Annotated in this window: 21 protein-coding genes and 1 riboswitch; of the genes, 18 read left to right on the forward strand and 3 right to left on the reverse strand. The window is 40.2% G+C overall.

All coding sequences use genetic code 11. The annotated features are described in order from the left end of the window. The first annotated feature begins 47 nt into the window (after positions 1-47). From NR125_RS22075 to NR125_RS22100, 6 genes are all read left to right on the forward strand, one after another. Positions 48-1,550 (forward strand): bifunctional GNAT family N-acetyltransferase/carbon-nitrogen hydrolase family protein, encoded by a 1,503-nt coding sequence (locus tag NR125_RS22075; RefSeq protein WP_009331513.1) that lies wholly within the window; start codon positions 48-50, stop codon positions 1,548-1,550. A gap of 158 nt (positions 1,551-1,708) precedes the next feature. After that, a complete protein-coding gene (locus NR125_RS22080; protein ID WP_009331512.1) occupies positions 1,709-3,454 on the forward strand; it encodes a phospho-sugar mutase in 1,746 nt (581 codons plus the stop codon). 42 nt (positions 3,455-3,496) lie between these two features. Then, complete coding sequence (locus NR125_RS22085) at positions 3,497-4,219, forward strand: SDR family oxidoreductase (protein WP_192908308.1); 723 nt, start codon at positions 3,497-3,499, stop codon at positions 4,217-4,219. A 147-nt stretch (positions 4,220-4,366) separates the two neighbouring features. Continuing rightward, positions 4,367-5,497, forward strand: a complete 1,131-nt coding sequence (locus NR125_RS22090; RefSeq protein ID WP_019381383.1) for a GAF domain-containing sensor histidine kinase — start codon at positions 4,367-4,369, stop codon at positions 5,495-5,497. Beyond that, a complete protein-coding gene (locus NR125_RS22095; protein ID WP_019381384.1) occupies positions 5,498-6,145 on the forward strand; it encodes a response regulator in 648 nt (215 codons plus the stop codon). It begins immediately after the preceding gene. Positions 6,146-6,286: 141 nt separating this feature from the next. Further along, entirely contained in the window at positions 6,287-6,823 is a 537-nt protein-coding gene (locus NR125_RS22100) for an NADPH-dependent FMN reductase (protein WP_019381385.1), read from the forward strand. 59 nt (positions 6,824-6,882) lie between these two features. Here NR125_RS22100 and NR125_RS22105 read toward each other — a convergent pair whose 3' ends face one another. Further along, complete coding sequence (locus NR125_RS22105; protein ID WP_009331507.1) at positions 6,883-7,137, reverse strand: YhdB family protein; 255 nt, start codon at positions 7,135-7,137, stop codon at positions 6,883-6,885. A 205-nt stretch (positions 7,138-7,342) separates the two neighbouring features. On the opposite strand from NR125_RS22105, the gene NR125_RS22110 reads away from it, so the two are divergent. From NR125_RS22110 to NR125_RS22160, 11 genes are all read left to right on the forward strand, one after another. Continuing rightward, a complete protein-coding gene (locus NR125_RS22110; protein WP_009331506.1) occupies positions 7,343-7,660 on the forward strand; it encodes a DUF3889 domain-containing protein in 318 nt (105 codons plus the stop codon). Positions 7,661-7,786: 126 nt separating this feature from the next. After that, entirely contained in the window at positions 7,787-8,482 is a 696-nt protein-coding gene (locus NR125_RS22115; protein ID WP_009331505.1) for a response regulator transcription factor, read from the forward strand. After that, positions 8,479-9,831, forward strand: a complete 1,353-nt coding sequence (locus tag NR125_RS22120) for a HAMP domain-containing sensor histidine kinase (protein ID WP_192908310.1) — start codon at positions 8,479-8,481, stop codon at positions 9,829-9,831. Before NR125_RS22115 ends, NR125_RS22120 begins: the two co-directional genes overlap by 4 nt. Before the next feature lie 70 nt (positions 9,832-9,901). Beyond that, the gene (locus tag NR125_RS22125) at positions 9,902-10,594 is read left to right on the forward strand and encodes a PepSY domain-containing protein (RefSeq protein WP_192908311.1); all 693 of its coding nucleotides are present in this window, start codon (positions 9,902-9,904) and stop codon (positions 10,592-10,594) included. 95 nt (positions 10,595-10,689) lie between these two features. Then, positions 10,690-11,241 carry a PepSY domain-containing protein gene (locus NR125_RS22130; RefSeq protein ID WP_009331502.1) on the forward strand — a complete coding sequence of 184 codons (552 nt, stop codon included), beginning with the start codon at positions 10,690-10,692 and terminating at the stop codon, positions 11,239-11,241. A 128-nt stretch (positions 11,242-11,369) separates the two neighbouring features. After that, a complete protein-coding gene (locus NR125_RS22135; RefSeq protein WP_009331501.1) occupies positions 11,370-12,782 on the forward strand; it encodes a SpoVR family protein in 1,413 nt (470 codons plus the stop codon). A gap of 716 nt (positions 12,783-13,498) precedes the next feature. Next, on the forward strand, positions 13,499-13,975 hold the full coding sequence (locus NR125_RS22140; RefSeq protein WP_009331500.1) for a DsrE/DsrF/DrsH-like family protein: 477 nt from the start codon (positions 13,499-13,501) through the stop codon (positions 13,973-13,975). Between the two features lie 30 nt (positions 13,976-14,005). Next, positions 14,006-14,584 carry a sulfurtransferase TusA family protein gene (locus NR125_RS22145; protein WP_009331499.1) on the forward strand — a complete coding sequence of 193 codons (579 nt, stop codon included), beginning with the start codon at positions 14,006-14,008 and terminating at the stop codon, positions 14,582-14,584. Between the two features lie 40 nt (positions 14,585-14,624). Continuing rightward, a complete protein-coding gene (locus NR125_RS22150) occupies positions 14,625-15,746 on the forward strand; it encodes an MBL fold metallo-hydrolase (RefSeq protein WP_009331498.1) in 1,122 nt (373 codons plus the stop codon). Between the two features lie 58 nt (positions 15,747-15,804). Next, on the forward strand, positions 15,805-16,032 hold the full coding sequence (locus NR125_RS22155) for a sulfurtransferase TusA family protein (protein ID WP_009331497.1): 228 nt from the start codon (positions 15,805-15,807) through the stop codon (positions 16,030-16,032). 60 nt (positions 16,033-16,092) lie between these two features. Next, complete coding sequence (locus NR125_RS22160) at positions 16,093-16,869, forward strand: sulfite exporter TauE/SafE family protein (protein ID WP_192908312.1); 777 nt, start codon at positions 16,093-16,095, stop codon at positions 16,867-16,869. A 170-nt stretch (positions 16,870-17,039) separates the two neighbouring features. Here NR125_RS22160 and NR125_RS22165 read toward each other — a convergent pair whose 3' ends face one another. Next, a complete protein-coding gene (locus NR125_RS22165) occupies positions 17,040-17,933 on the reverse strand; it encodes a YitT family protein (protein WP_009331495.1) in 894 nt (297 codons plus the stop codon). Between the two features lie 348 nt (positions 17,934-18,281). On the opposite strand from NR125_RS22165, the gene NR125_RS22170 reads away from it, so the two are divergent. Beyond that, on the forward strand, positions 18,282-19,184 hold the full coding sequence (locus tag NR125_RS22170; protein ID WP_192908313.1) for a YihY/virulence factor BrkB family protein: 903 nt from the start codon (positions 18,282-18,284) through the stop codon (positions 19,182-19,184). Positions 19,185-19,215: 31 nt separating this feature from the next. Here the strand turns inward: NR125_RS22170 and NR125_RS22175 are convergent, their stop codons facing one another. Next, positions 19,216-19,530: a DUF948 domain-containing protein gene (locus NR125_RS22175; protein WP_019381389.1), complete on the reverse strand. Its 315-nt coding sequence runs from the start codon at positions 19,528-19,530 to the stop codon at positions 19,216-19,218. A gap of 286 nt (positions 19,531-19,816) precedes the next feature. Then, positions 19,817-19,918: riboswitch (purine riboswitch) on the forward strand. The last annotated feature ends 8 nt before the right edge of the window (positions 19,919-19,926 follow it).

The following is a 19,926-nucleotide window of genomic DNA, read 5'->3' on the forward strand; positions in this document are numbered from 1 at the left end:
GTGCACCACCATTGACAAAGCTTGATTTAAAGAAGTTTGAGAAAAAAATGATTATCAGAAATACACGGCATTCAGATATAGATCATATCATTGCCCTGCAGGAGCTCTGTTTCCCAGGCATGATACCCTGGAAGAAGGATCAGCTTGAAAGCCATCTGGATATTTTCCCTGAAGGCCAGTTTGTTGCAGAATATGATGGGGAAATCATTGGTTCGTGCTCAAGCCTTATTATCAATTTTGATGAGTATGATGACCGTCATTCCTGGGATGATGTAACAGACAAAGGATACATAACAAACCATAATCCGGAAGGCTATAACCTTTATGGAATAGAAGTAATGGTTCATCCGGATTACCGCAGAATGAAAATTGGCCACCGCCTGTATGAGGAGAGAAAAGAGCTTGTCAGATCTTTAAATTTAAAAAGTATCATCATAGGGGGGCGTATTCCGAATTATCATAAATACGCGAAAGAAATGAACCCCCGTGAGTATGTAAATGAGGTCTCACTTCATAAAATCTATGACCCGGTTTTATCCTTTCAGCTACTGAATGGCTTTACCCTGATGAGGATTAACCCGAACTATTTGCCGGATGATGTGCAGTCAAATAAATATGCAACGCTGATGGAATGGAATAATGTTGATTACAGACCAATGACTAAGCGCTTTTACAAAACAAGTTATCCGGTCCGTATATGCGTGGTGCAATATTTAATGCGGCAGATTAAATCCTTCGATGAATTTGCCCATCAGGTGGAATATTTTACAGATGTTGCTTCTGATTCCGGTTCTGACTTTGCGGTATTTCCCGAGTTATTTACCACTCAGCTAATGTCCTTTCTGGACGAACGGTCACCAAGCCTGGCGGTCAGAAAGCTTACGGAATACACTGAGCAATATATCGAGTTATTCACGGATTTGGCAGTCAGATATAATATTAATATAATTGGCGGCTCTCATTTTGTTAAAGAAGATGATGATGAGATTTATAATATCGCTTATCTTTTCCGCCGCGATGGGACGATTGAAAAGCAGTATAAGCTCCACATTACGCCAAATGAGCGCAAATGGTGGGGGATCAGCCGCGGAGATGAAGTTAAAGTATTTGATACGGATTGCGGAAAAATAGCCATCCAAATTTGCTATGACATCGAATTTCCTGAGCTGGCGAGAATTGCGACTGATAAAGGTGCAAAAATTATATTTACACCCTTCTGTACTGAGGATCGCCAAGGATATTTGCGAGTGCGCTATTGTGCTCAGGCACGCGCTGTTGAAAATCAGATATACACGGTTATTTCAGGGACGGTCGGCAATCTTCCGCAAACAGAGAATATGGATATTCAGTATGCACAGTCTGCCATTTTTGCACCATCTGATTTTGAGTTTGCAAGGGATGGCATTGTGGGAGAGACCAATCCAAATATTGAAATGGTCCTGATTGGTGATGTTGATCTGGAAATTCTCCGCCGTCAAAGACAGGATGGCACGGTGCGCCAGCTAAAAGACCGCAGGCATGATATTTACAGCATTAAATATAAGAAGTAATATATAGTTGCAGATTGAGCGCCTTTCACCTGGCGCTCAATGCTTTTTATACCTGATCTTAGGGTGGATTTTGTCAAAATAACTCGGATGTTTTAAAGAGGAATATCCGTCTGGAACTCGAAAAAGATATGGTGAAGCTTTTTTTAGGAGGTCATACAATGGAATGGAAGACAGCGGCAGAACGATGGATAAACCATGAGAATTTGAACAGTGAATTACTTGAACAGCTGAAACGTCTGCAGGGAAATGAAAAGCTCCTTGAAGAAGCGTTTTATAAGGGACTGGAATTTGGAACGGGCGGCATGCGCGGGGAAATAGGACCGGGAACAAACCGCATGAATATATATACAGTCCGCAAGGCATCTGCGGGACTTGCCGCATACATAGAAGAAAAAGGATTGGAAGCAAAGAACAGAGGGGTGGCAATAGCATATGATTCACGCCACATGTCCCCGGAATTTGCAATGGAAGCAGCTAAAACCCTTGCAAGCAGAGGCATTCAGACTTATGTATTTGACGAACTGCGCCCAACACCTGAACTTTCATTCGCAGTCCGATACCTGCATGCTTATGCAGGAATAGTCGTGACGGCGAGCCATAATCCTCCGGAATACAATGGCTATAAAGTGTATGGATCGGACGGTGCCCAGCTGACTCCTGCTGAAGCTGACATTGTAATCGGCAAAGTAAATGAAATAGAAAACGAACTGCTTATTGAAGTGATGGACGAGGATAGTTTAAAGGAGAAAGGCCTTATCACAATGATTGGGGCTACAGTTGATCAGGCCTATCAGAAGCAGCTCCTTACCATTTCCGAAAACCCTGATGCCGCAAATGAAACGGATGTTCATGTAGTTTTTACACCTCTGCACGGTACAGCGAATAAGCCGGTTAGAGAGGCTTTGGCTGCTTTGGGCTATGAACATGTGCATGTAGTAAAGGAACAGGAGCTGCCGGATCCAGAGTTTTCAACAGTAAAGAGTCCTAATCCAGAAGAAAAGATTGCATTTGAGCTGGCCATGAGAGATGGAAGAGAAACTAATGCAGATATACTAATTGCCACAGACCCAGATGCCGATCGACTTGGCATTGCTGCAAAGAACAAAGATGGCGAGTATGTCCTTTTGACAGGAAATCAGACAGGTGCGCTGCTGCTTCACTACATACTTTCTCAGAAGAAAGAGAAGAATACACTGCCTGACAATGGCATTATGCTAAAAACGATCGTGACATCTGAATTTGGACGCAGGGTTGCCTCATCATTTGGTGTAGAAACCATCGATGTTTTGACAGGATTTAAGTTTATTGCAGAAAAAATCAAGGAATATGAGGAGACGGGTGAATACAGTTTCCTGTTTGGGTATGAGGAAAGCTATGGCTATCTTATCGGCGACTTTGCAAGGGATAAAGATGCTATCCAGGCATCTTTGCTTGCTGCGGAAATGGCTGCTTTTTATAAAAAGAAGGACATGTCCCTTTATGATGCATTGCTTAGCTTATTTGACGAATATGGCTATTTTCTTGAAGGGTTAAAATCAATGACTCTAAAAGGAATTGAAGGAGCAGAAAAAATCCAGCAGACCCTGGCATCCTTCCGTGCCAATCCGATAAAAGACCTTAAAGGAATGAAGGTCCAGGCTATTGAAGATTACTTAACAGGAATCAGAACGGAAGCAGATGGAATGGAGAAAGTAATCGACCTGCCGAAGTCCAATGTTATTAAGTATTTCTTCGAAGATGGGACTTGGATCTGCCTAAGGCCATCAGGCACAGAACCGAAGATAAAATTCTATTTTGGAATCAGCGCCTCTACATTGGCCAGCAGCAAGGAAAAACTGGAATCTGTCCAAAGTGAATTTATGCAAATCGTTGAAGAAAGAATGGGCAGTTCGGTAATACAATAGCGTTAAACATCCAGAAGGTGATTAGCCAGAAAGGAAGATTCGATGTTAAAGGGACAAGCGGCAATTGTAACAGGTGCATCAAGAGGGATCGGCAAGGAAATTGCTGTTAAACTGGCCCAGCAGGGCATGAAGCTTACCCTGATTGGAAGGTCAGAGGAAATTCATCAATCTGCTGAAGATCTCAAAAAAATGGGATTTGCAGATGTACTGCCCATTCAGGCGGATATTTCGGATGAATCCGAAGTAAAAGATGCGGTTGAAAAAACTCTTCAGAAGTACAAACAGCTTGATCTTCTGGTGAATAATGCAGGGGTGGGATTTTTTAAGCAGGTTGATGAAACAACACTGGACGAGTGGAAAAAGGTCTTTGAAGTAAATGTGCAGGGAGTTTTCCTCGGAAGCAAGGCAGTACTGCCGCACATGAAAGAGTGCAAATCCGGCACAATCATTACGATTTCTTCTGACGTAGCCAGATACACCATCCCCAATGGATCAGCTTATACAGCTACGAAATATGCAGTGCAGGGCTTTTCAGGGTCTTTAGCTCAGGAAGTCAGAGAATACGGCATCCGCGTCGGAACCATTAATCCCGGCATGGTAGATACGTTTTTTGCAGAGTCTAAGCAGGGGCTTGAAGAGAAAAGAGATTGGCTGAAGGTTGAAGATATCGCCAATGCTGTTGTTTACATGGCATCTGCGCCGAAGCACATGATGATAGACGAAATCGTTCTTCATCCATTTGTTCAAAACTATCCAATTGCATAATCGATTTCACCGAAGAGGCCTGCTCTTCGGTGTTTTTTCTGTATACAACTTTGGTCGGAGTCCGCTTCCTCCCAAATGCCAAGGAAGAAAGGGAAAAAAAGTTATATAATGAGAGTACATAATATGACAGTTCCAAGGGGGATAAGGGTGTTAGGGGAAAAAAGGCAATCTGAAATCAAAATATTAAAAGAAATAGCAGAAATATTGAATGAAGGAACGGAAATTGATTCCCTTCTTAAAGAGGTTCTGCAAAAATTGCTTCATATTACCGGCCTTGAAACGGGATGGGTATTTTTAATTGATAGCCAAGGGGCGTTCCGCCTGGCAGCAGAAGAAAAACTGCCCCCTGCCCTTGCCGCGGATAACTGCAAACCAATGTGCAATGGAGACTGCTGGTGTATTGACCGCTATAATGACGGCAGATTAAACAAAGCTTCGAACATTATTGAATGCAAAAGAATAGAAGATGCCATTGCTGAGCAAAGAATGGATACCAATGGGCTTACCCATCATGCCTCCGTCCCGCTGAGAGCAGGGAAAGAAAAATTTGGGATCCTTAATATCGGCTCACCTGATAAAACTCATTTTTCACAAGAAGAATTGGCTTTGCTTGAATCTGTGGCTTTTCAGATCGGAACGGCTATAAAACGAATCAAGCTGACACAGCTGGAACAGGAGACGGCTCTTGCTGCGGAAAGAAACAGGCTGGCAAGGGACCTGCATGATTCAGTCAACCAGCTATTGTTCTCCTTAAGCTTAACGGCGAGAGGAGGGGCTGAAATGACTGATAACCCTGAAATTAAAGAGACCTTTTCCTACATGCAGGATCTCGCACAGGAAGCTTTAAGCGAGATGAGGGCACTGATCTGGCAGCTGAAACCCCGAGGGCTGGAAAATGGGATTGTATGTGCTATGCAGTCATACAGCCAAATGCTTGGCCTGAAGCTGAATTCAAAAGTAAAAGGTGTGATCTGTCTGCCTGGAAAAGTTGAAGAGACACTTTGGAGAATTGGCCAGGAAGCACTGGCAAATTGCAAAAAACACTCTGGTGGATCAACGGCAGACTTAGCACTGACAGTGGATGGAAAAACAGTTTCAATGGTGATTTCCGATTGCGGCAGAGGGTTTCATTATAGAGAAAACGATATCCCTTCCCTCGGCCTCAAAAGCATGAAGAAAAGGACGGAAGCACTGAATGGTTTATTTAAATTAAAAACAGAGCCAAACAAAGGAACGAATATTGAAATTATCATTCCTTTGGAAAAGGGAGGGAAATAGATGGCGATCAAGGTTTTAATAGCGGACGATCATCATGTTGTAAGAAGGGGTCTTGTATTTTTTCTGAAAACACAGCCGGAAATAGAAATCATCGGAGAAGCAAAGAACGGCCGTGAAGCTGTAGAGATGATGCAAACGAATCAGCCTGATGTTGTATTAATGGACTTGGATATGCCTGTTATGAATGGTATTGAAGCCACCAGGCAAATTAAAGCGAGCTGCCCTGAAGTGAAAATCATGATACTTACAAGCTTTTCAGATCAGGATCATGTGATTCCGGCAATTGAGGCAGGGGCCTCAGGATATCAGCTGAAGGATATTGAGCCGGATATTCTTGTCCAGGCAATTATCCAGCTGATGAAAGGGGAGAACCAGCTGCATCCAAAAGCCACCTCCCATCTGCTCACACATTTAACGAATAAAAACAGTACAGAAAGACAGCCGCTGGAAGAACTGACAAAAAGAGAACTGGAGGTTCTGCGGGAGATTGCAAAAGGGAAGAGCAATAAAGAAATTGCTTCATCCCTTTATATAACAGAAAAGACAGTCAAGACCCATGTTTCCAACTTATTGTCCAAATTGGAACTTGCGGACAGAACACAGGCAGCACTTTATGCAGTTCGTCATGGTATTGCAGAGTCAAATTAAGAAAAATCATCCTAAAGTTGCAGGAGATATTCACTGAATTAGTCCTAAGATAAGCTTTGTAAAACTCAGCCATACTGACGATGTTTAAAAATGCAAACTTCTATATACTAAGTAGTATAGGAACTAAAAGGAGAGTTTATGATGAAGCTTACAATTATTAATGGAAGCCCGCGATTGAAAGGAAGAACGGGAATAGCGTCTCGTTATATTGCAAGGAAATATAACGCTGAACTGATCGATTTAAGTCTTGGAGAAATTCCTTTATATAATGGTACAGAAGATCAATATCAGCTGCCTGCCGTTAGAAAGCTGCGCCAGCAGATTGCAGACTCTGATGGGGTCGTTCTAGCTTCCCCTGAGTACCACAGTGCCATGAGCGGAGCTCTAAAGAATGCGCTGGATTTTCTCGGAAGTGAGCAATTTGCCCATAAGCCAGTCGGCTTGCTTGTTGTGGCAGGAGGCGGAAAAGGCGGCATCAATGCCCTGAATAATTTAAGAATTGCCGGCAGAGGCGTATATGCCAATGTCATTCCTAAGCAGCTGGTCCTGGATCCGCATTGTTTTGATTATGAAAATGATGGCCTTTATGAGGAACCTGCCCAACTTGTTGAGGGGTTAATGAAAGAACTTCAGGTATATATGAAGGCATATGGCCAGATTAAGCAGGAATTAAAATAATTAATTAAAAAAAACACGGACCAAAAAATCCGTGTTTTATTATTGGTGGAATTCTTTTTTTAAGTTAGTTCATAAAATACAGTGTTTGGCAGCTGTTTTTCCGATAATTCATTGGCATGGTCAATATATCTCAGCAGTGAATATAAATGTTTCTCAATGACAGAATAGTCTTTTTCGAAGTTGTAGGCATGAAGAAAATGTTCGATCTTCTTCGAAAGAAATTGATCATCTGTTCTGACCATCAGGATCAGCAGGTTATCCCATTCTGACCGGTGCGTATAATATAGCGCCCGGTCATAATCCACTTTATTCATTTGTCCTCTCCTCCTCTTTCAGGAGTTGATTATAGTTTATGATGATGCAGAATTTTATTTCGAAGTAAATCTTGGACTTGTTGATTTACAAGGGTTTTCATCATTTACCTGTATATTGGCCACATCCATTTATAAGACAAATACCATACATAAAATTGATGACTGGGACAAAAATATAATTAACGACACATGCTTTGGAGGATATATGAAAAAGTATTTATCGATGTTTATGCTGGTTTGTTTATTAGCCGGGGGAGGCTCACTGGCAGGAGCTGTCCAAAAACCGGATTATGAAAAGTATGGGAGAATTGCCATCGCAGTTGTGAAAGAAGACTATCCTGGAGAAGAAGTGGTGGATTATCAGTATGGAGGAAGGCAAAAAGTTACTGAAACAGATGTAACAGACACCTTCACTTTTACTGTAAAGGAAGATGGGAAGCCTGTAACCGTGCTGGTTAGGGTCACACATAACCTTAAGGATAACAAAGCGGTAAGCCTATCTGTAGAGAGAAAAACGCAGTAAGCTCCTTCGGGAGCTTTTTTCATTGTATTTGGCAAACAAACTCCTTATTTAAAATAATGATAAAAAAATATTTTTCTGATACTCTTGGGTTATGAATAAAACCGTCAAATATAGGGAGTGAGTTTTTTGAAGGAATCAATTCTTGTTGCGGAAGATGAAGCTAAAATTGCGAGGCTTCTGGAAATTGAACTTGAATTCGAGGGCTATCAAGTGACAAAGGCAATGGATGGCTATCAGGCAATGGAGTTATACCGGACTGGAAGATGGGACTTAATTATTCTGGATATTATGCTTCCTGGGTTTAGCGGGATAGAAATTCTGCGAAGAATTCGCAGCAAGGATAAACAAACCCCCATTTTGCTCCTGACGGCTAAAAGCTCAGTGGAAGATAAAGTATCGGGTTTAGACTTGGGTGCCAATGATTACATAACAAAACCTTTCCAGATTGAAGAGCTGCTTGCCAGGATACGGGCTGCACTAAGAATAAAGTCAGCAGGTACAGAGGAACCTGCAGTTCATGACTGTCTGGAAGTGTCAGATTTAAAGCTTAATGAAAAAACAAGAGAAGTCAGCCGGGGAGATAAGGCCATAGAACTCACCCCAAGAGAATTTGATTTGCTTGTTTATTTAATGACAAATAAAAGACAGGTCCTGAACAGGGAACAGATTTTGGAGGCCGTTTGGGGATATGACTTTTTGGGGGACACAAATGTAGTTGATGTTTATATCAGGTATTTGCGCAAGAAAATAGACATGCCTGAGAGGCCAGCTCTTATTCACACAATTCGCGGAGTAGGGTATGTATTAAAGGAGACGAAATGAATCTTCGGAAGAAAATATATTTGTATACAACCGTTCTCTTTGCAGTACTTCTGCTTATCATGAATATCGCTGTGTATGCTGTTTTCAGCAAATTAATATATGAAAATGAGCAGGCATCCATTTCAAATGAAATGGCTAATATTACAAAGATTGCGCAAAGATCAATCGGGAATGTTCCAGAAGATGATTTGCTTAGAGCTTTTGTTCCGTCAAGCGGAATGGTGAGACTGGTTCAGCCAGATAAAAAGGCAGTAACCTCCGCATCCTCCGATGAAAAGGCGCTCAGTAAAATACCTGCAGAGTATATCAGCAGTGAATTGATAAAAACAATGGAGATTGATAAGAAGGTCTATATGTTTGCGTCTGCACCTGTGATCCTTCCAGATGGTGAAATAGGGAGCTTTCAGCTGGCCAGAAGCATGGAAAGTGCAGAAAATATATTAAGGACTCTGCGCTTCGTTCTGGGGATTGTCACAGTCCTGGCAATGATTCCAGTTCTAATTTCCAGCGCTATCCTCAGTAAGTTTATTACAAGGCCAGTTGCGACAATGACAACCACCATGAAAGAAATTAGAAAAAGCGGCCAATTCAAGCGTCTTGAACTGGAGGGGAAATCCCAGGATGAGCTGCATCAAATGGGTGAAACCTTCAACCATATGATAGATCTTCTTGAATCCAATTATGAAAAGCAAAAACTTTTTATATCAAATGCTTCCCATGAATTAAAAACCCCATTAACTGTTATTGAGAGTTATTCAAGCCTGCTTAAGAGAAGGGGATTGAAAGAACCTGAATTATTTAATGAATCAATAGAAGCCATTCATTCAGAGGCATTAAGAATGAAGGAAATGACAGAACAGCTTCTTTTGCTTGCACGGCATGATGATCAGTGGATGCTCGATTTGAAGATGATAGATCTTAACCGTTTTTTAACCCAGGTCATCCGGACTTATGGAGATGCTTTTAAAAGGACTATACAGTTGGAATCCAGTTTGGCTGGAAATACCTTTATTCAAACGGATGAAAATAAATTAAAGCAGCTTCTGTTTATTTTTCTGGATAATGCCAGGAAATACAGTGATGATATCATAAGGGTTACTATCGGGACAGAGAAAAGTAAGGTTTATATCCGGATTGAAGATCGCGGCATGGGTATTCCTCAGAAGGATCTGCCAAGAGTGTTTGACCGTTTTTACCGGGTAGATGAGGCAAGAAACAGAAAAACAGGAGGATCGGGACTGGGACTGTCCCTTGCCAAAGAAATCGCCGATGCTCTTGGGGTTGAGATCAGGCTCGAAAGTACTGAAGGATTGGGAACTGCAGCATCCATAAGAATTAAAATATCTTAACCATTCTCATCATTTTCTCATTTTATTATCAGATAATAGAGAAATAAGCCAAGTGGAGAGGTGTAAGGAAATGAAGCATAAACTTATAATAATTTCAGCTTCGGGGCTTCTGCTGGCTGCGCTCCTTGTATTTGCTGTAATACAATTCACAAATGTCTCGGCTTCAGAATCAATTACTGAAAGTGAAGCCATGGAGATAATAAAAGACCGGTATCAGGGTGAAATTCTGAATTTGAAAAAAGTGAACAGCACTTATTTGATTGAAATGAAAAGAGGCAAAGGGTTCTATCAAATAAAGCTGAGTGAAAACGGAGGAGAAATTCTTTCTTTTGAAAAAAAAGATCAAATTTCTAATGGTGAACAGAAGCAGCTTAATGAAGAAAAAATAAAGGAAATTATTCAGGCAGAAGAATCTGGTGAATTACTCTCCATTAAAAAAGTGACTCATAAAGAAATATCAGCCTTCGAGGCAATCGTTCAGAAAGATGAAGAGAAGATTAAGATTACTGTTGATGCTCTGAATGGAGAAGTTTTATCCCGTGCTGCTGAGGAAACAAAGGTCCCTGTAAAAAATCTAACCGAAGAGGAAGCTGTCCAAATTGCTCTAAAAAATGAACCTGGGGAAGTGGATGATATCAGCTTTGGAGAAACAGACAAGGGACCTTCTTATCTTGTTGAGATAGAAAAGGATGATGGCAGGGAGGCAGCTGTCGAGATCCATGCTATTACAGGAGAAGTGTTGTCGGTTACCTGGGATGATTAATCCCTTTCTCATCAAATTTTAATTTTCTTATCCTTTTTCTCTCATTTTCACCGGTTATATTGAACATGTAGAAAAGAAAAAGGAGGAAAAATAAAATGAACAAAAAATTTGCAGTTATTTCTTTGACAGGAGCCTTATTGCTGGGAGGTGCTGTTGCAGCAGGTGCAGCAGATACGAATGGAAAAGGAAGCACTGGGAGTAAAAAAGAAGCTGCACAGGATATGATTACTGTTGAAGAAGCGAAAAAGATTGCTCTTTCTGAAGCAGAGGGAAGAGTAGAGAGCATTGAATTGGAAAGAGCAAATGGCAAACAGTATTATGAAATTGATATTGAGAACGGGAAAGAAGATTTCGATATTAAAGTTCACGCCTTAGATGGTGAAGTCATTTCAATTAATAAAGAGCGAAACGACGATGATGACGATGATCAGTCTGAAAAAGAGGTAAATCGGGAAAATGTAATCTCCGAACAAAAGGCTATTGAAATAGCTGAAAAAGAAGTTAATGGAACGATGAAAGAAATTGAAATAGATGAAGACGATGGACAAATCCTATATGAAGTTGAACTGCAAACAAATAAAGGCGAAGCAGATGTTGATATTGATGCTGAAACAGGAAAAGTATTAAAAGCCGAATTTGATGAGTAAATCCAAATGAAAAGCGGGGCGAAATGCTCCGCTTTTTGATGTAATTTGTTACAAGCTTATGAAGAGACTACTCATCAATCCTCTTGTTGGTTCATAGATTATGGTAAGGACTAAAAGGGGGAGTGGCAATGCGAGAAGAAGAAAATAAGTCATTGGAATATGCCATTCAGGAAATTACTGAAATTGCAAATGGGTTTGGCCTGGACTATTACCCAATGAGGTATGAAATTTGTCCTGCAGAAATCATTTATACATTCGGCGCTTATGGCATGCCGACCAGGTTTTCGCATTGGAGCTTTGGAAAACAGTTTCATAAAATGAAGCTGCATTATGATTTAGGATTATCAAAAATTTATGAGCTTGTAATCAATTCGGATCCTTGCTACGCGTTTCTGCTCGATTCCAATGCCCTTATTCAAAACAAATTAATTGTGGCGCATGTTTTAGCACACTGCGATTTCTTTAAAAATAATGTCCGTTTTCAAAACACAAAGAGGGACATGGTAGAGAGCATGGCTGCCACCGCCGAAAGAATCAGGCAATATGAAATTGAGTTTGGGAAGAAGGAAGTGGAAACTTTCCTGGATGCAGTGCTGGCAATTGAAGAACATATTGATCCGTCTCTTATGAGACCTAAGCTCGCCTGGAGTACGGAAGATGAATATGAAAGCAGCGGTGATACGGCAGCGCCTAGCCCTTATGATGATTTATGGGGTTTGGATGAAAGGAACAAAAAGCATGAGCCAAAGAAGAAGAAAAAGAAATTCCCTCCAAAACCCGAAAAGGATTTACTATTATTTATTGAAAGCTACAGCAGGGAGCTAACCGACTGGCAGCGGGATATTTTAACTATGATGCGGGAAGAAATGCTCTATTTTTGGCCGCAGCTCGAAACAAAAATCATGAATGAGGGATGGGCTTCCTATTGGCATCAGCGTATTTTAAGGGAAATGGATTTGACATCTGCAGAAGCGCTTGAATTTGCCAAATTGAATGCCGGAGTGGTTCAGCCGTCCAGAACCGGAATCAATCCATATTATCTGGGCCTGAAAATTTTTGAAGATATTGAAGAGAGGTATAACAACCCGACGGAGGAAATGAAGAGGCGCGGTGCAGTTCCAGGTTCAGGCAGGGAAAAAATGTTTGAGGTGCGTGAAATCGAATCCGATATTTCTTTTTTGAGAAATTATTTAACAAAAGACCTTGTCATGAGAGAAGATATGTACCTTTTTCAAAAGCAGGGAAAGGATTATAAAATTGTTGATAAACAGTGGGAGCATGTTCGGGATCAGCTTGTCAGCATGCGTGTAAATGGAGGATTCCCGTATTTGACGGTTAATGACGGCGATTATATGAAGAATGGAGAGCTTTACCTCAAGCATTGGTTTGAAGGAGTGGAGCTTGATCTTAAATATCTTGAAAAAGTACTCCCATACGTATACCAGCTTTGGGGAAGAGGAGTTCATATGGAAACCATGGTTGAAGGAAAAAATATGCTTTTCACTTACGACGGGAAGAGCATTCATAGAAAATACTTATAACAATGGAGGACGAACCACATCTGAAGTGGTTCGTCTTTTTCAGGTTGAGCAATAAAAAGAGGTTTATTAAAAAATGGACAGGATATAAACTAAATACTTTCTTCCTAAGGAGTATTGCAGTAATATTAACGTGTACAGGCGGGGGTATTGGAATAGGTTATTTAATGACTTACCAGTTACTGATATAGCTTGAATCCATTTATAAACTAAAGAAAGGATGGTAATCTTGAAAATTACAGATTCAGCTCGTGACCTATTGAAGCAAGTGTTTCAAGAGAAAGATACGGGTGGCATTAGAGTTTATTTCGCAGGCTTTGGCTGAGGAGGCCCACAAATTGGACTGGCTCTGGATGAGCCGGAAGCAGACGATATAATCGAGACAATCAATGAAATTCAAGTTGCATTTGACCCGGAGATCAAGCAGCATACAGAAAGTATGATTCTGGACCATGATCAGGAAAATGAAAGACTAGTCTTATTAGGCAACGAAAGTGATTGCTGTTAAGACAGTGATTAAAAACACCCGTTTGGGTGTTTTTTTTTGACAATAAGATTGGATCAAGTTATTGACATAATACCATATAGGGTATATTATATGAACTGTAATTGAATGAATAATGCAGAGGAGATTATGATGCTGCTGATTTTCTTTACACAATAAAAAACTATATTTTTTTGATTATATAAATACCCATTGGGGTAAGAGGGGGAGAAGAATGGATAAGAAGAAAACAACAATTGTTCTATTTAGCGGAGATTATGACAAGGTGATGGCAGCTTATATCATTGCCAACGGAGCAGCTGCTTATGACCATGAGGTAACAATCTTTCACACTTTTTGGGGACTGAATGCTCTAAGGAAAGATGAGTCTATTCAAGTGAAAAAATCATTTATGGAAAAAATGTTTGGAAAAATGATGCCTAGAGGTCCTGAAAAAATGGGTCTTTCAAAAATGAATATGGCTGGCATGGGTCCTAAAATGATTAAAGATATTATGAAAAAGCACAACACGATGCCAGTAAAGGATTTGATTGAAATGGCAAAAGAGCAGGATATAAAGCTGGTAGCCTGTCAGATGACAGTTGATCTTCTGGGCTTTAAACCAGATGAAATTATTGATGGCGTTGAATATGCTGGTGTAGCAGCCTACTTGGCTGATGCAGAAGATGGAAATGTAAACTTATTCATCTAAACCAAATTTTTATAATAGGGGGATTTCTAAATGAAAACATTAAAAGCAAACTTTACGGTAGATGCAAAAGGCCTTGCTTGTCCAATGCCAATTGTAAGAACAAAAAAAGCAATAAATAATATAAATCCCGGTGAAGTACTTGGGGTGCTTGCAACGGATAAAGGTTCAAAGGCAGACATTCAGGCCTGGTCAAAAAGTTCAGGACATCAATATCTTGGAACAATTGAAGAAGGTGATGTGCTTATGCACTATATCCGCAAAGCAAGTGAAAATGAAGAGCGAGAAGCAGCAAATTTTGAGACTATTGCCTCTAACGAAGATCTTCAAAAAGAACTTGAATCAAATTCAGAGATTGACGTTCTTGATGTAAGGGAACCGGCTGAATTTGCATTTGAACATATTCCAAACGCTGTTTCTATCCCTTTTGGTGAACTTGAAGAACGAATGGGAGAGCTGAATAAAGATAAAAAGATTTATGTAGTATGCCGTACAGGCAGCCGAAGTGGTATGGCTTCACAGGCATTAAGCGATAAAGGCTTCACCCGCATAATTAATGTAGTGCCGGGCATGTCTGGTTGGAATGGACCGACAGAAACTAAAGTGAACTAAAAAATTTTAAAAGAAAGTATACAGTAGGGGGTATAAAACTATGAAAGCAATGACAGCTAAAGAAGTAACAAAAAAAGTTATTGAAAATGAAGAGCTATTTATACTGGATGTGCGCAATGAAAGTGACTTTAATGATTGGAAGATTGAAGGAAAAACCTTTGAATACTTGAATGTTCCCTACTTCGATCTTCTTGATGGAGTAGAGTCAATTCTGGATAAAATTCCAGCTGATAAAGAACTTTTAATCGTTTGTGCAAAAGAAGGATCTTCTGTCATGATTGCAGAAATGCTTGAAGAAGCTGGACGAGAGGCTTCTTACCTGAAGGGCGGAATGAAAGCATGGAGCGAACACCTTGAGCCTGTTAAGGTAGGAGACTTGAAGGACGGGGGCGAAATGTACCAATTTGTCCGCATTGGTAAAGGATGTTTATCATATATGGTTATTTCTAATGGGGAAGCAGCGATTGTCGATGCAACAAGAATGACAGACGTATTTACTGATTTTGCTGCTGAAAAGAATGCAGAGATCAAGCATGTATTTGATACACATCTGCATGCTGACCATATCTCAGGCGGAAGAAAAATTGCTGAAAAAACAGGTGCTTCATACTGGCTTCCTCCCAAGGATGCTGAAGAAGTAACATTTGATTACAAAAGCCTTGAAGATGAAAGTGAAGTAATGATTGGTTCTACTAAGATCAGCATTCAAGCTGTTTATTCACCAGGCCATACAATTGGATCCACATCATTTGTGGTAGATGATCAATACCTTCTATCAGGAGATATTCTATTCATCGATTCAATTGGCCGACCTGACCTTGCAGGAAAAGCCGGTGCCTGGGCTGGCGATTTAAGGGAAACACTTTATAAGCGATATAAGGAGCTATCAAGTGAATTAGCTGTTATGCCTGCACACTTCATGATCATTGATGAGTTAAATGAAGATGGCAGTGTTTCTGAGAAACTTGGCACATTATTTGCTGAGAATCATGGATTAAAAATTGATGACGAAGGAGAGTTCAGAAAATTAGTTTCTGAGAACCTTCCTCCTCAGCCAAATGCTTATCAGGAAATCCGTGAAACAAATATGGGGAAAATCAACCCGGATGAAGAAAAACAGAGAGAGATGGAAATTGGTCCTAACCGCTGTGCTGTAAGATAATCATCTGATTTCATATAACGTTAAATTAGATAATTTTAAACAATGGAGGAATGGAAACATGAACGCAGCAAAAGTGCTGGATGCAAAAGGCTTAGCTTGTCCAATGCCAATCGTAAAAACAAAGAAAGCAATAGGGGAAATCGAATCAGGCCAGGTGCTTGAAGTTCATACAACCGACAAAGGTGCAGTTAAAGACTTGGCTGCCTGGACAGAGTCAACAGGACATGAGCTATTAAAACATGAGGATGACAGCGGAACTTTAAAGTTCTGGATAAAAAAAGGCTAATCTATTGAAAGGTAAAGGGGGGGCTGCTCCCTTTTATCGCTAAAAGGAGGAGATAGCCACATGGATTTGACCTTTTTATTCGTTATATTTTTAATTGGTTTTATCGGGTCTTACATTTCCGGTATGGTAGGAATTGGAGGCTCAATCATTAAATATCCTATGCTCTTATACATTCCGCCATTATTTGGATTAGCTGCTTTTTCTGCTCACGAAGTATCCGGAATCAGTGCAGTACAGGTGTTTTTTGCAACAATCGGGGGTGTCTGGGCTTACAGAAAAGGCGGATACCTGAATAAACCACTTATTATTTATATGGGTTCAGCAATACTAATCGGAAGTTTAATCGGAAGCTACGGTTCAAGGTTTATGACTGAAGGCGGCATCAATCTTGTATATGGGGTATTGGCTTTAATAGCGGCAGTCATGATGTTCGTGCCGAAAAAGGGCTTGGATGATATACCCTTGGATCAAGTAAAGTTCAATAAATGGCTTGCAGCCTTCTTTGCTTTGATCGTCGGCATCGGAGCTGGAATCGTAGGTGCAGCAGGTGCATTTTTACTTGTTCCTATTATGCTGGTTGTATTGAAGATCCCTACAAGGATGACGATTGCGACATCACTGGCCATTACATTTATTTCATCGATTGGATCTACAGCTGGCAAATTGGCAACCGGACAGGTGGACTATATTCCTGCTGCCATAATGATCATTGCCAGCTTAATTGCTTCACCATTAGGAGCAGCTGCAGGAAAGAGAGTGAATACAAAAATCCTCCAAGTCATATTGTCTGTTTTAATTCTGGCAACATCAATCAAAATTTGGATGGATATTTTATAATTAAGAGGGAGGGGGCAGCGGGTGCTGTTCCCTTTTAATTTTAACCTCTTTGATATTTATCGTATTGCTAACATATTTATTTGTTATTTGATTTTACTGCCGCATCCAGCCGGTTTAGCAACAAAGGATATTACTTAAGAGAGGTTTTCATAAGACCATTACAACCATTCTTAGTGAATGGCTTTCTTTTTAAATCTGCCGCCTCTGACTTCAGCAATATCAGCTACTGCTAAAAAAGCACTCGGATCTATTTCTTCGACAATTGATTTTAACTTTGCTTCTTCAAGTCTGGTTATGACACAAAAAATTACTTTTTTGTCATCCCCAGTGTATGCACCTTCCCCATTTAAGTAGGTAACGCCTCGTCCAAGCCGGGCAAGAATCGCTTCGCCGATTATCTTGTGCTGTTCGCTGATAATCCAGGCGGATTTGGATTCATCCAGCCCGCTGATGACAACATCAATAGTCTTGAAAGCAATGAAATAGGCAAGGATTGAATACATGGCACGGTCCCAGCCGAAAACAAAGCCTGCAGTAGCAAAAATGAAGACATTGAAAAACATAATAATTTCCCCGACAGAGAACGGTAGTTTTTTATTTACCAGAATGGCCAGAATCTCTGTTCCATCTAAAGATCCCCCATATCTGATCACCATTCCGACCCCGAAGCCAAGAACAATACCGCCAAATACTGTAGCTAACAGCAAGTCCTCTGTAAATACGGGAACATCATGCAAGAGGAGGGTAGTGGCTGATAATACCGCAATGCCCAGCAATGTAGACAAAGCAAAGGTTTTCCCTATTTGTTTGTATCCTATGTAAAAAAATGGGATATTTAAGATGAAAATAAACCAGCCGAGTTTCCAGCCGGACATGTGGGAGAGGATAATGGAGATTCCTACTATTCCGCCATCCAGAATTTTATTGGGCACTAGGAATTCTTCGATTCCGACCCCCATAAGTATGGCTCCAAGTATGATGAAGAAAATTCTTTTTGCAAGCTTGCCTTTAGTCAACCCTTTATGTACATTTGCTCCAACAGCAGTCTCAAGTGAAACGTTCATAAATGACCCCCATTTAAATTGATGAAAAATCTGTCAAACTGAACGAGCATCTTTAATGAGCTAATAACATAATATGATAGCTTGTGCCAATTTAGCTCAAATTAATTATTCGATAAGTTTGATAAAAACTATATCTAATTATAACATTTCTTATATTAAATGAGGGGTATCGAGTTCATAATGATAAGTTGTGAGCCCTTATTAGGATAATTTCCGTTCCGTGGAAAGGTATCTTTTTTATTTATCTATCAAAATGGAATGAATATTTTATTAAAATACGATTAGCTCAAAGGTCTTAGGGGAAATAAACACATACAAGCTATAAGCGATTAAGGGAGGAGTAGTAAAATGCATAAGGTTATTCAATTTGGCAAGAAGCTCGGAAAGGAATTTAAGAAAGATCGGGCAACCGGGCTTGCAGCCGAACAAGCATATTATTATATGCTCTCCATTTTTCCTTTGTTAATTCTGCTTATCTCTATTGTTCCATATCTTTCACTGGATCCTCAAAAAGCATTATCATACTTGCAGAGTGTAATGCCGTCAGATTCATTTAATGTTATTGAAGATAATGTAGTGGATATCATTACGAAGCCGAACGGCGGTCTGCTGACGTTCGGTATCATAGGTACTTTATGGTCCGCTTCTAATGGAATGCAGGCATTCATAAGAGCCATGAATGACGCCTTTGATGTGGAGGAAACGAGGTCATTTATAAAATCAAGACTAATATCCATAGGTTTGACTCTTGGTTTGCTCGCAGCATTCATCATTGCTATGGTTCTTCCCGTTTTCGGGAAAGTCATCATGAACTTTGTTGAGAATTTTATTAATATACCTGATGGGATGCAGATACTGATCAATATATTGAGATGGGCCATTGCTTTTGTAATCATGGTTACAGTTCTGGCTATTCTTTATAAGGTGGCACCAAATAAACATTTTCCTTTCAAACAGGTCTTGCCAGGCGCCATAGCCGCAACGGTTATGTGGCAGCTTATATCATTTGGCTTGTCATTTTATGTAAGCAATTTTGGGAATTATTCCGCCACATACGGAAGCCTTGGCGGAGTCATTGTATTGATGCTATGGTTCTTTTTAACCGGACTTGCCCTTGTTATTGGCGGGGAAATCAGTGCCCTCTATCACAGAAATAATACACTCAAGCCGGGCCGAGGAAAGAAAGATGACAAAGAAAATTCCAAGGTGCAAACAGATGCAGAAGCCTATCGTACACTTTCAATAAAATAGGACAAAATAAAACGAGGGCTCAGCCCTCGTTTTATTTAATTTGGTGGATAAAAGGTATTTTGATGTTCCACCATTTCTTTATTTTCTTCGGTGTTTCTTTTACAGCGGATATCGTATTATTAAAGGTCTGTTTCTTATAATTGATATCTCTTTGAATTTCTTTCTGGGTTGTTGTCAGTTCGTCAATCCCATTTTTTAATTGATCTGCTTTTAGCTGCATAACAGTGCTTATAGCTGTCAGTTTCTTAATTGCCGGTTTGGCATCCTTGTATGCTTTAAAAGCATAGATGCCCAGAAAGATCAGGGACGCTGCAATAAGAATCAAGCTTGCATATACAATGAACATTGTGACCTGCCTCCTCATGCTGGTTTTTTAGAAAATTTTCGAACTGCAATTACTGCTAGTCCCGCCGCCTCTCCCCTCGAGGTGTCGGGGTAACCAAGGCGCCTATGTTTTCCTTATTGTTTACCCATTACAAAAAAAAATTAACATAAACCCCTGTAACCAACTTTAAGATAAAGGGGAATACTCAGAATAAATTAAAGAATTGACCATCATATTTGAGTTTGCTAGAATTGTTTTCATTATATTAATATATAATTTTATTGGGCAGGACATTGATCATTGAGGTGCTGCGGCAATAGATTTTACCTGTATATGTTCAGAGATAGGGTCTGAGCGTTTCTACCGGGCTGCCGTAAATAGCTTGACTACAGGGGATATAGCTTGTTCGAATCGGCA

It is taken from the genome of Cytobacillus sp. Bac17 (assembly GCF_024519925.1).
GTDB lineage: Bacteria > Bacillota > Bacilli > Bacillales > Cytobacillaceae > Cytobacillus > Cytobacillus pseudoceanisediminis.

Coding starts and splice junctions, on each gene's coding strand:
- NR125_RS22075 (WP_009331513.1), top strand. CDS start 48: ATGATTATCAGAAATACACGGCATTCAGATATAGATCATATCATTGCC.
- NR125_RS22080 (WP_009331512.1), top strand. CDS start 1,709: ATGGAATGGAAGACAGCGGCAGAACGATGGATAAACCATGAGAATTTG.
- NR125_RS22085 (WP_192908308.1), top strand. CDS start 3,497: ATGTTAAAGGGACAAGCGGCAATTGTAACAGGTGCATCAAGAGGGATC.
- NR125_RS22095 (WP_019381384.1), top strand. CDS start 5,498: ATGGCGATCAAGGTTTTAATAGCGGACGATCATCATGTTGTAAGAAGG.
- NR125_RS22100 (WP_019381385.1), top strand. CDS start 6,287: ATGAAGCTTACAATTATTAATGGAAGCCCGCGATTGAAAGGAAGAACG.
- NR125_RS22105 (WP_009331507.1), bottom strand. CDS start 7,137: ATGAATAAAGTGGATTATGACCGGGCGCTATATTATACGCACCGGTCA.
- NR125_RS22110 (WP_009331506.1), top strand. CDS start 7,343: ATGAAAAAGTATTTATCGATGTTTATGCTGGTTTGTTTATTAGCCGGG.
- NR125_RS22120 (WP_192908310.1), top strand. CDS start 8,479: ATGAATCTTCGGAAGAAAATATATTTGTATACAACCGTTCTCTTTGCA.
- NR125_RS22125 (WP_192908311.1), top strand. CDS start 9,902: ATGAAGCATAAACTTATAATAATTTCAGCTTCGGGGCTTCTGCTGGCT.
- NR125_RS22130 (WP_009331502.1), top strand. CDS start 10,690: ATGAACAAAAAATTTGCAGTTATTTCTTTGACAGGAGCCTTATTGCTG.
- NR125_RS22135 (WP_009331501.1), top strand. CDS start 11,370: ATGCGAGAAGAAGAAAATAAGTCATTGGAATATGCCATTCAGGAAATT.
- NR125_RS22140 (WP_009331500.1), top strand. CDS start 13,499: ATGGATAAGAAGAAAACAACAATTGTTCTATTTAGCGGAGATTATGAC.
- NR125_RS22145 (WP_009331499.1), top strand. CDS start 14,006: ATGAAAACATTAAAAGCAAACTTTACGGTAGATGCAAAAGGCCTTGCT.
- NR125_RS22150 (WP_009331498.1), top strand. CDS start 14,625: ATGAAAGCAATGACAGCTAAAGAAGTAACAAAAAAAGTTATTGAAAAT.
- NR125_RS22155 (WP_009331497.1), top strand. CDS start 15,805: ATGAACGCAGCAAAAGTGCTGGATGCAAAAGGCTTAGCTTGTCCAATG.
- NR125_RS22160 (WP_192908312.1), top strand. CDS start 16,093: ATGGATTTGACCTTTTTATTCGTTATATTTTTAATTGGTTTTATCGGG.
- NR125_RS22165 (WP_009331495.1), bottom strand. CDS start 17,933: ATGAACGTTTCACTTGAGACTGCTGTTGGAGCAAATGTACATAAAGGG.
- NR125_RS22170 (WP_192908313.1), top strand. CDS start 18,282: ATGCATAAGGTTATTCAATTTGGCAAGAAGCTCGGAAAGGAATTTAAG.
- NR125_RS22175 (WP_019381389.1), bottom strand. CDS start 19,530: ATGTTCATTGTATATGCAAGCTTGATTCTTATTGCAGCGTCCCTGATC.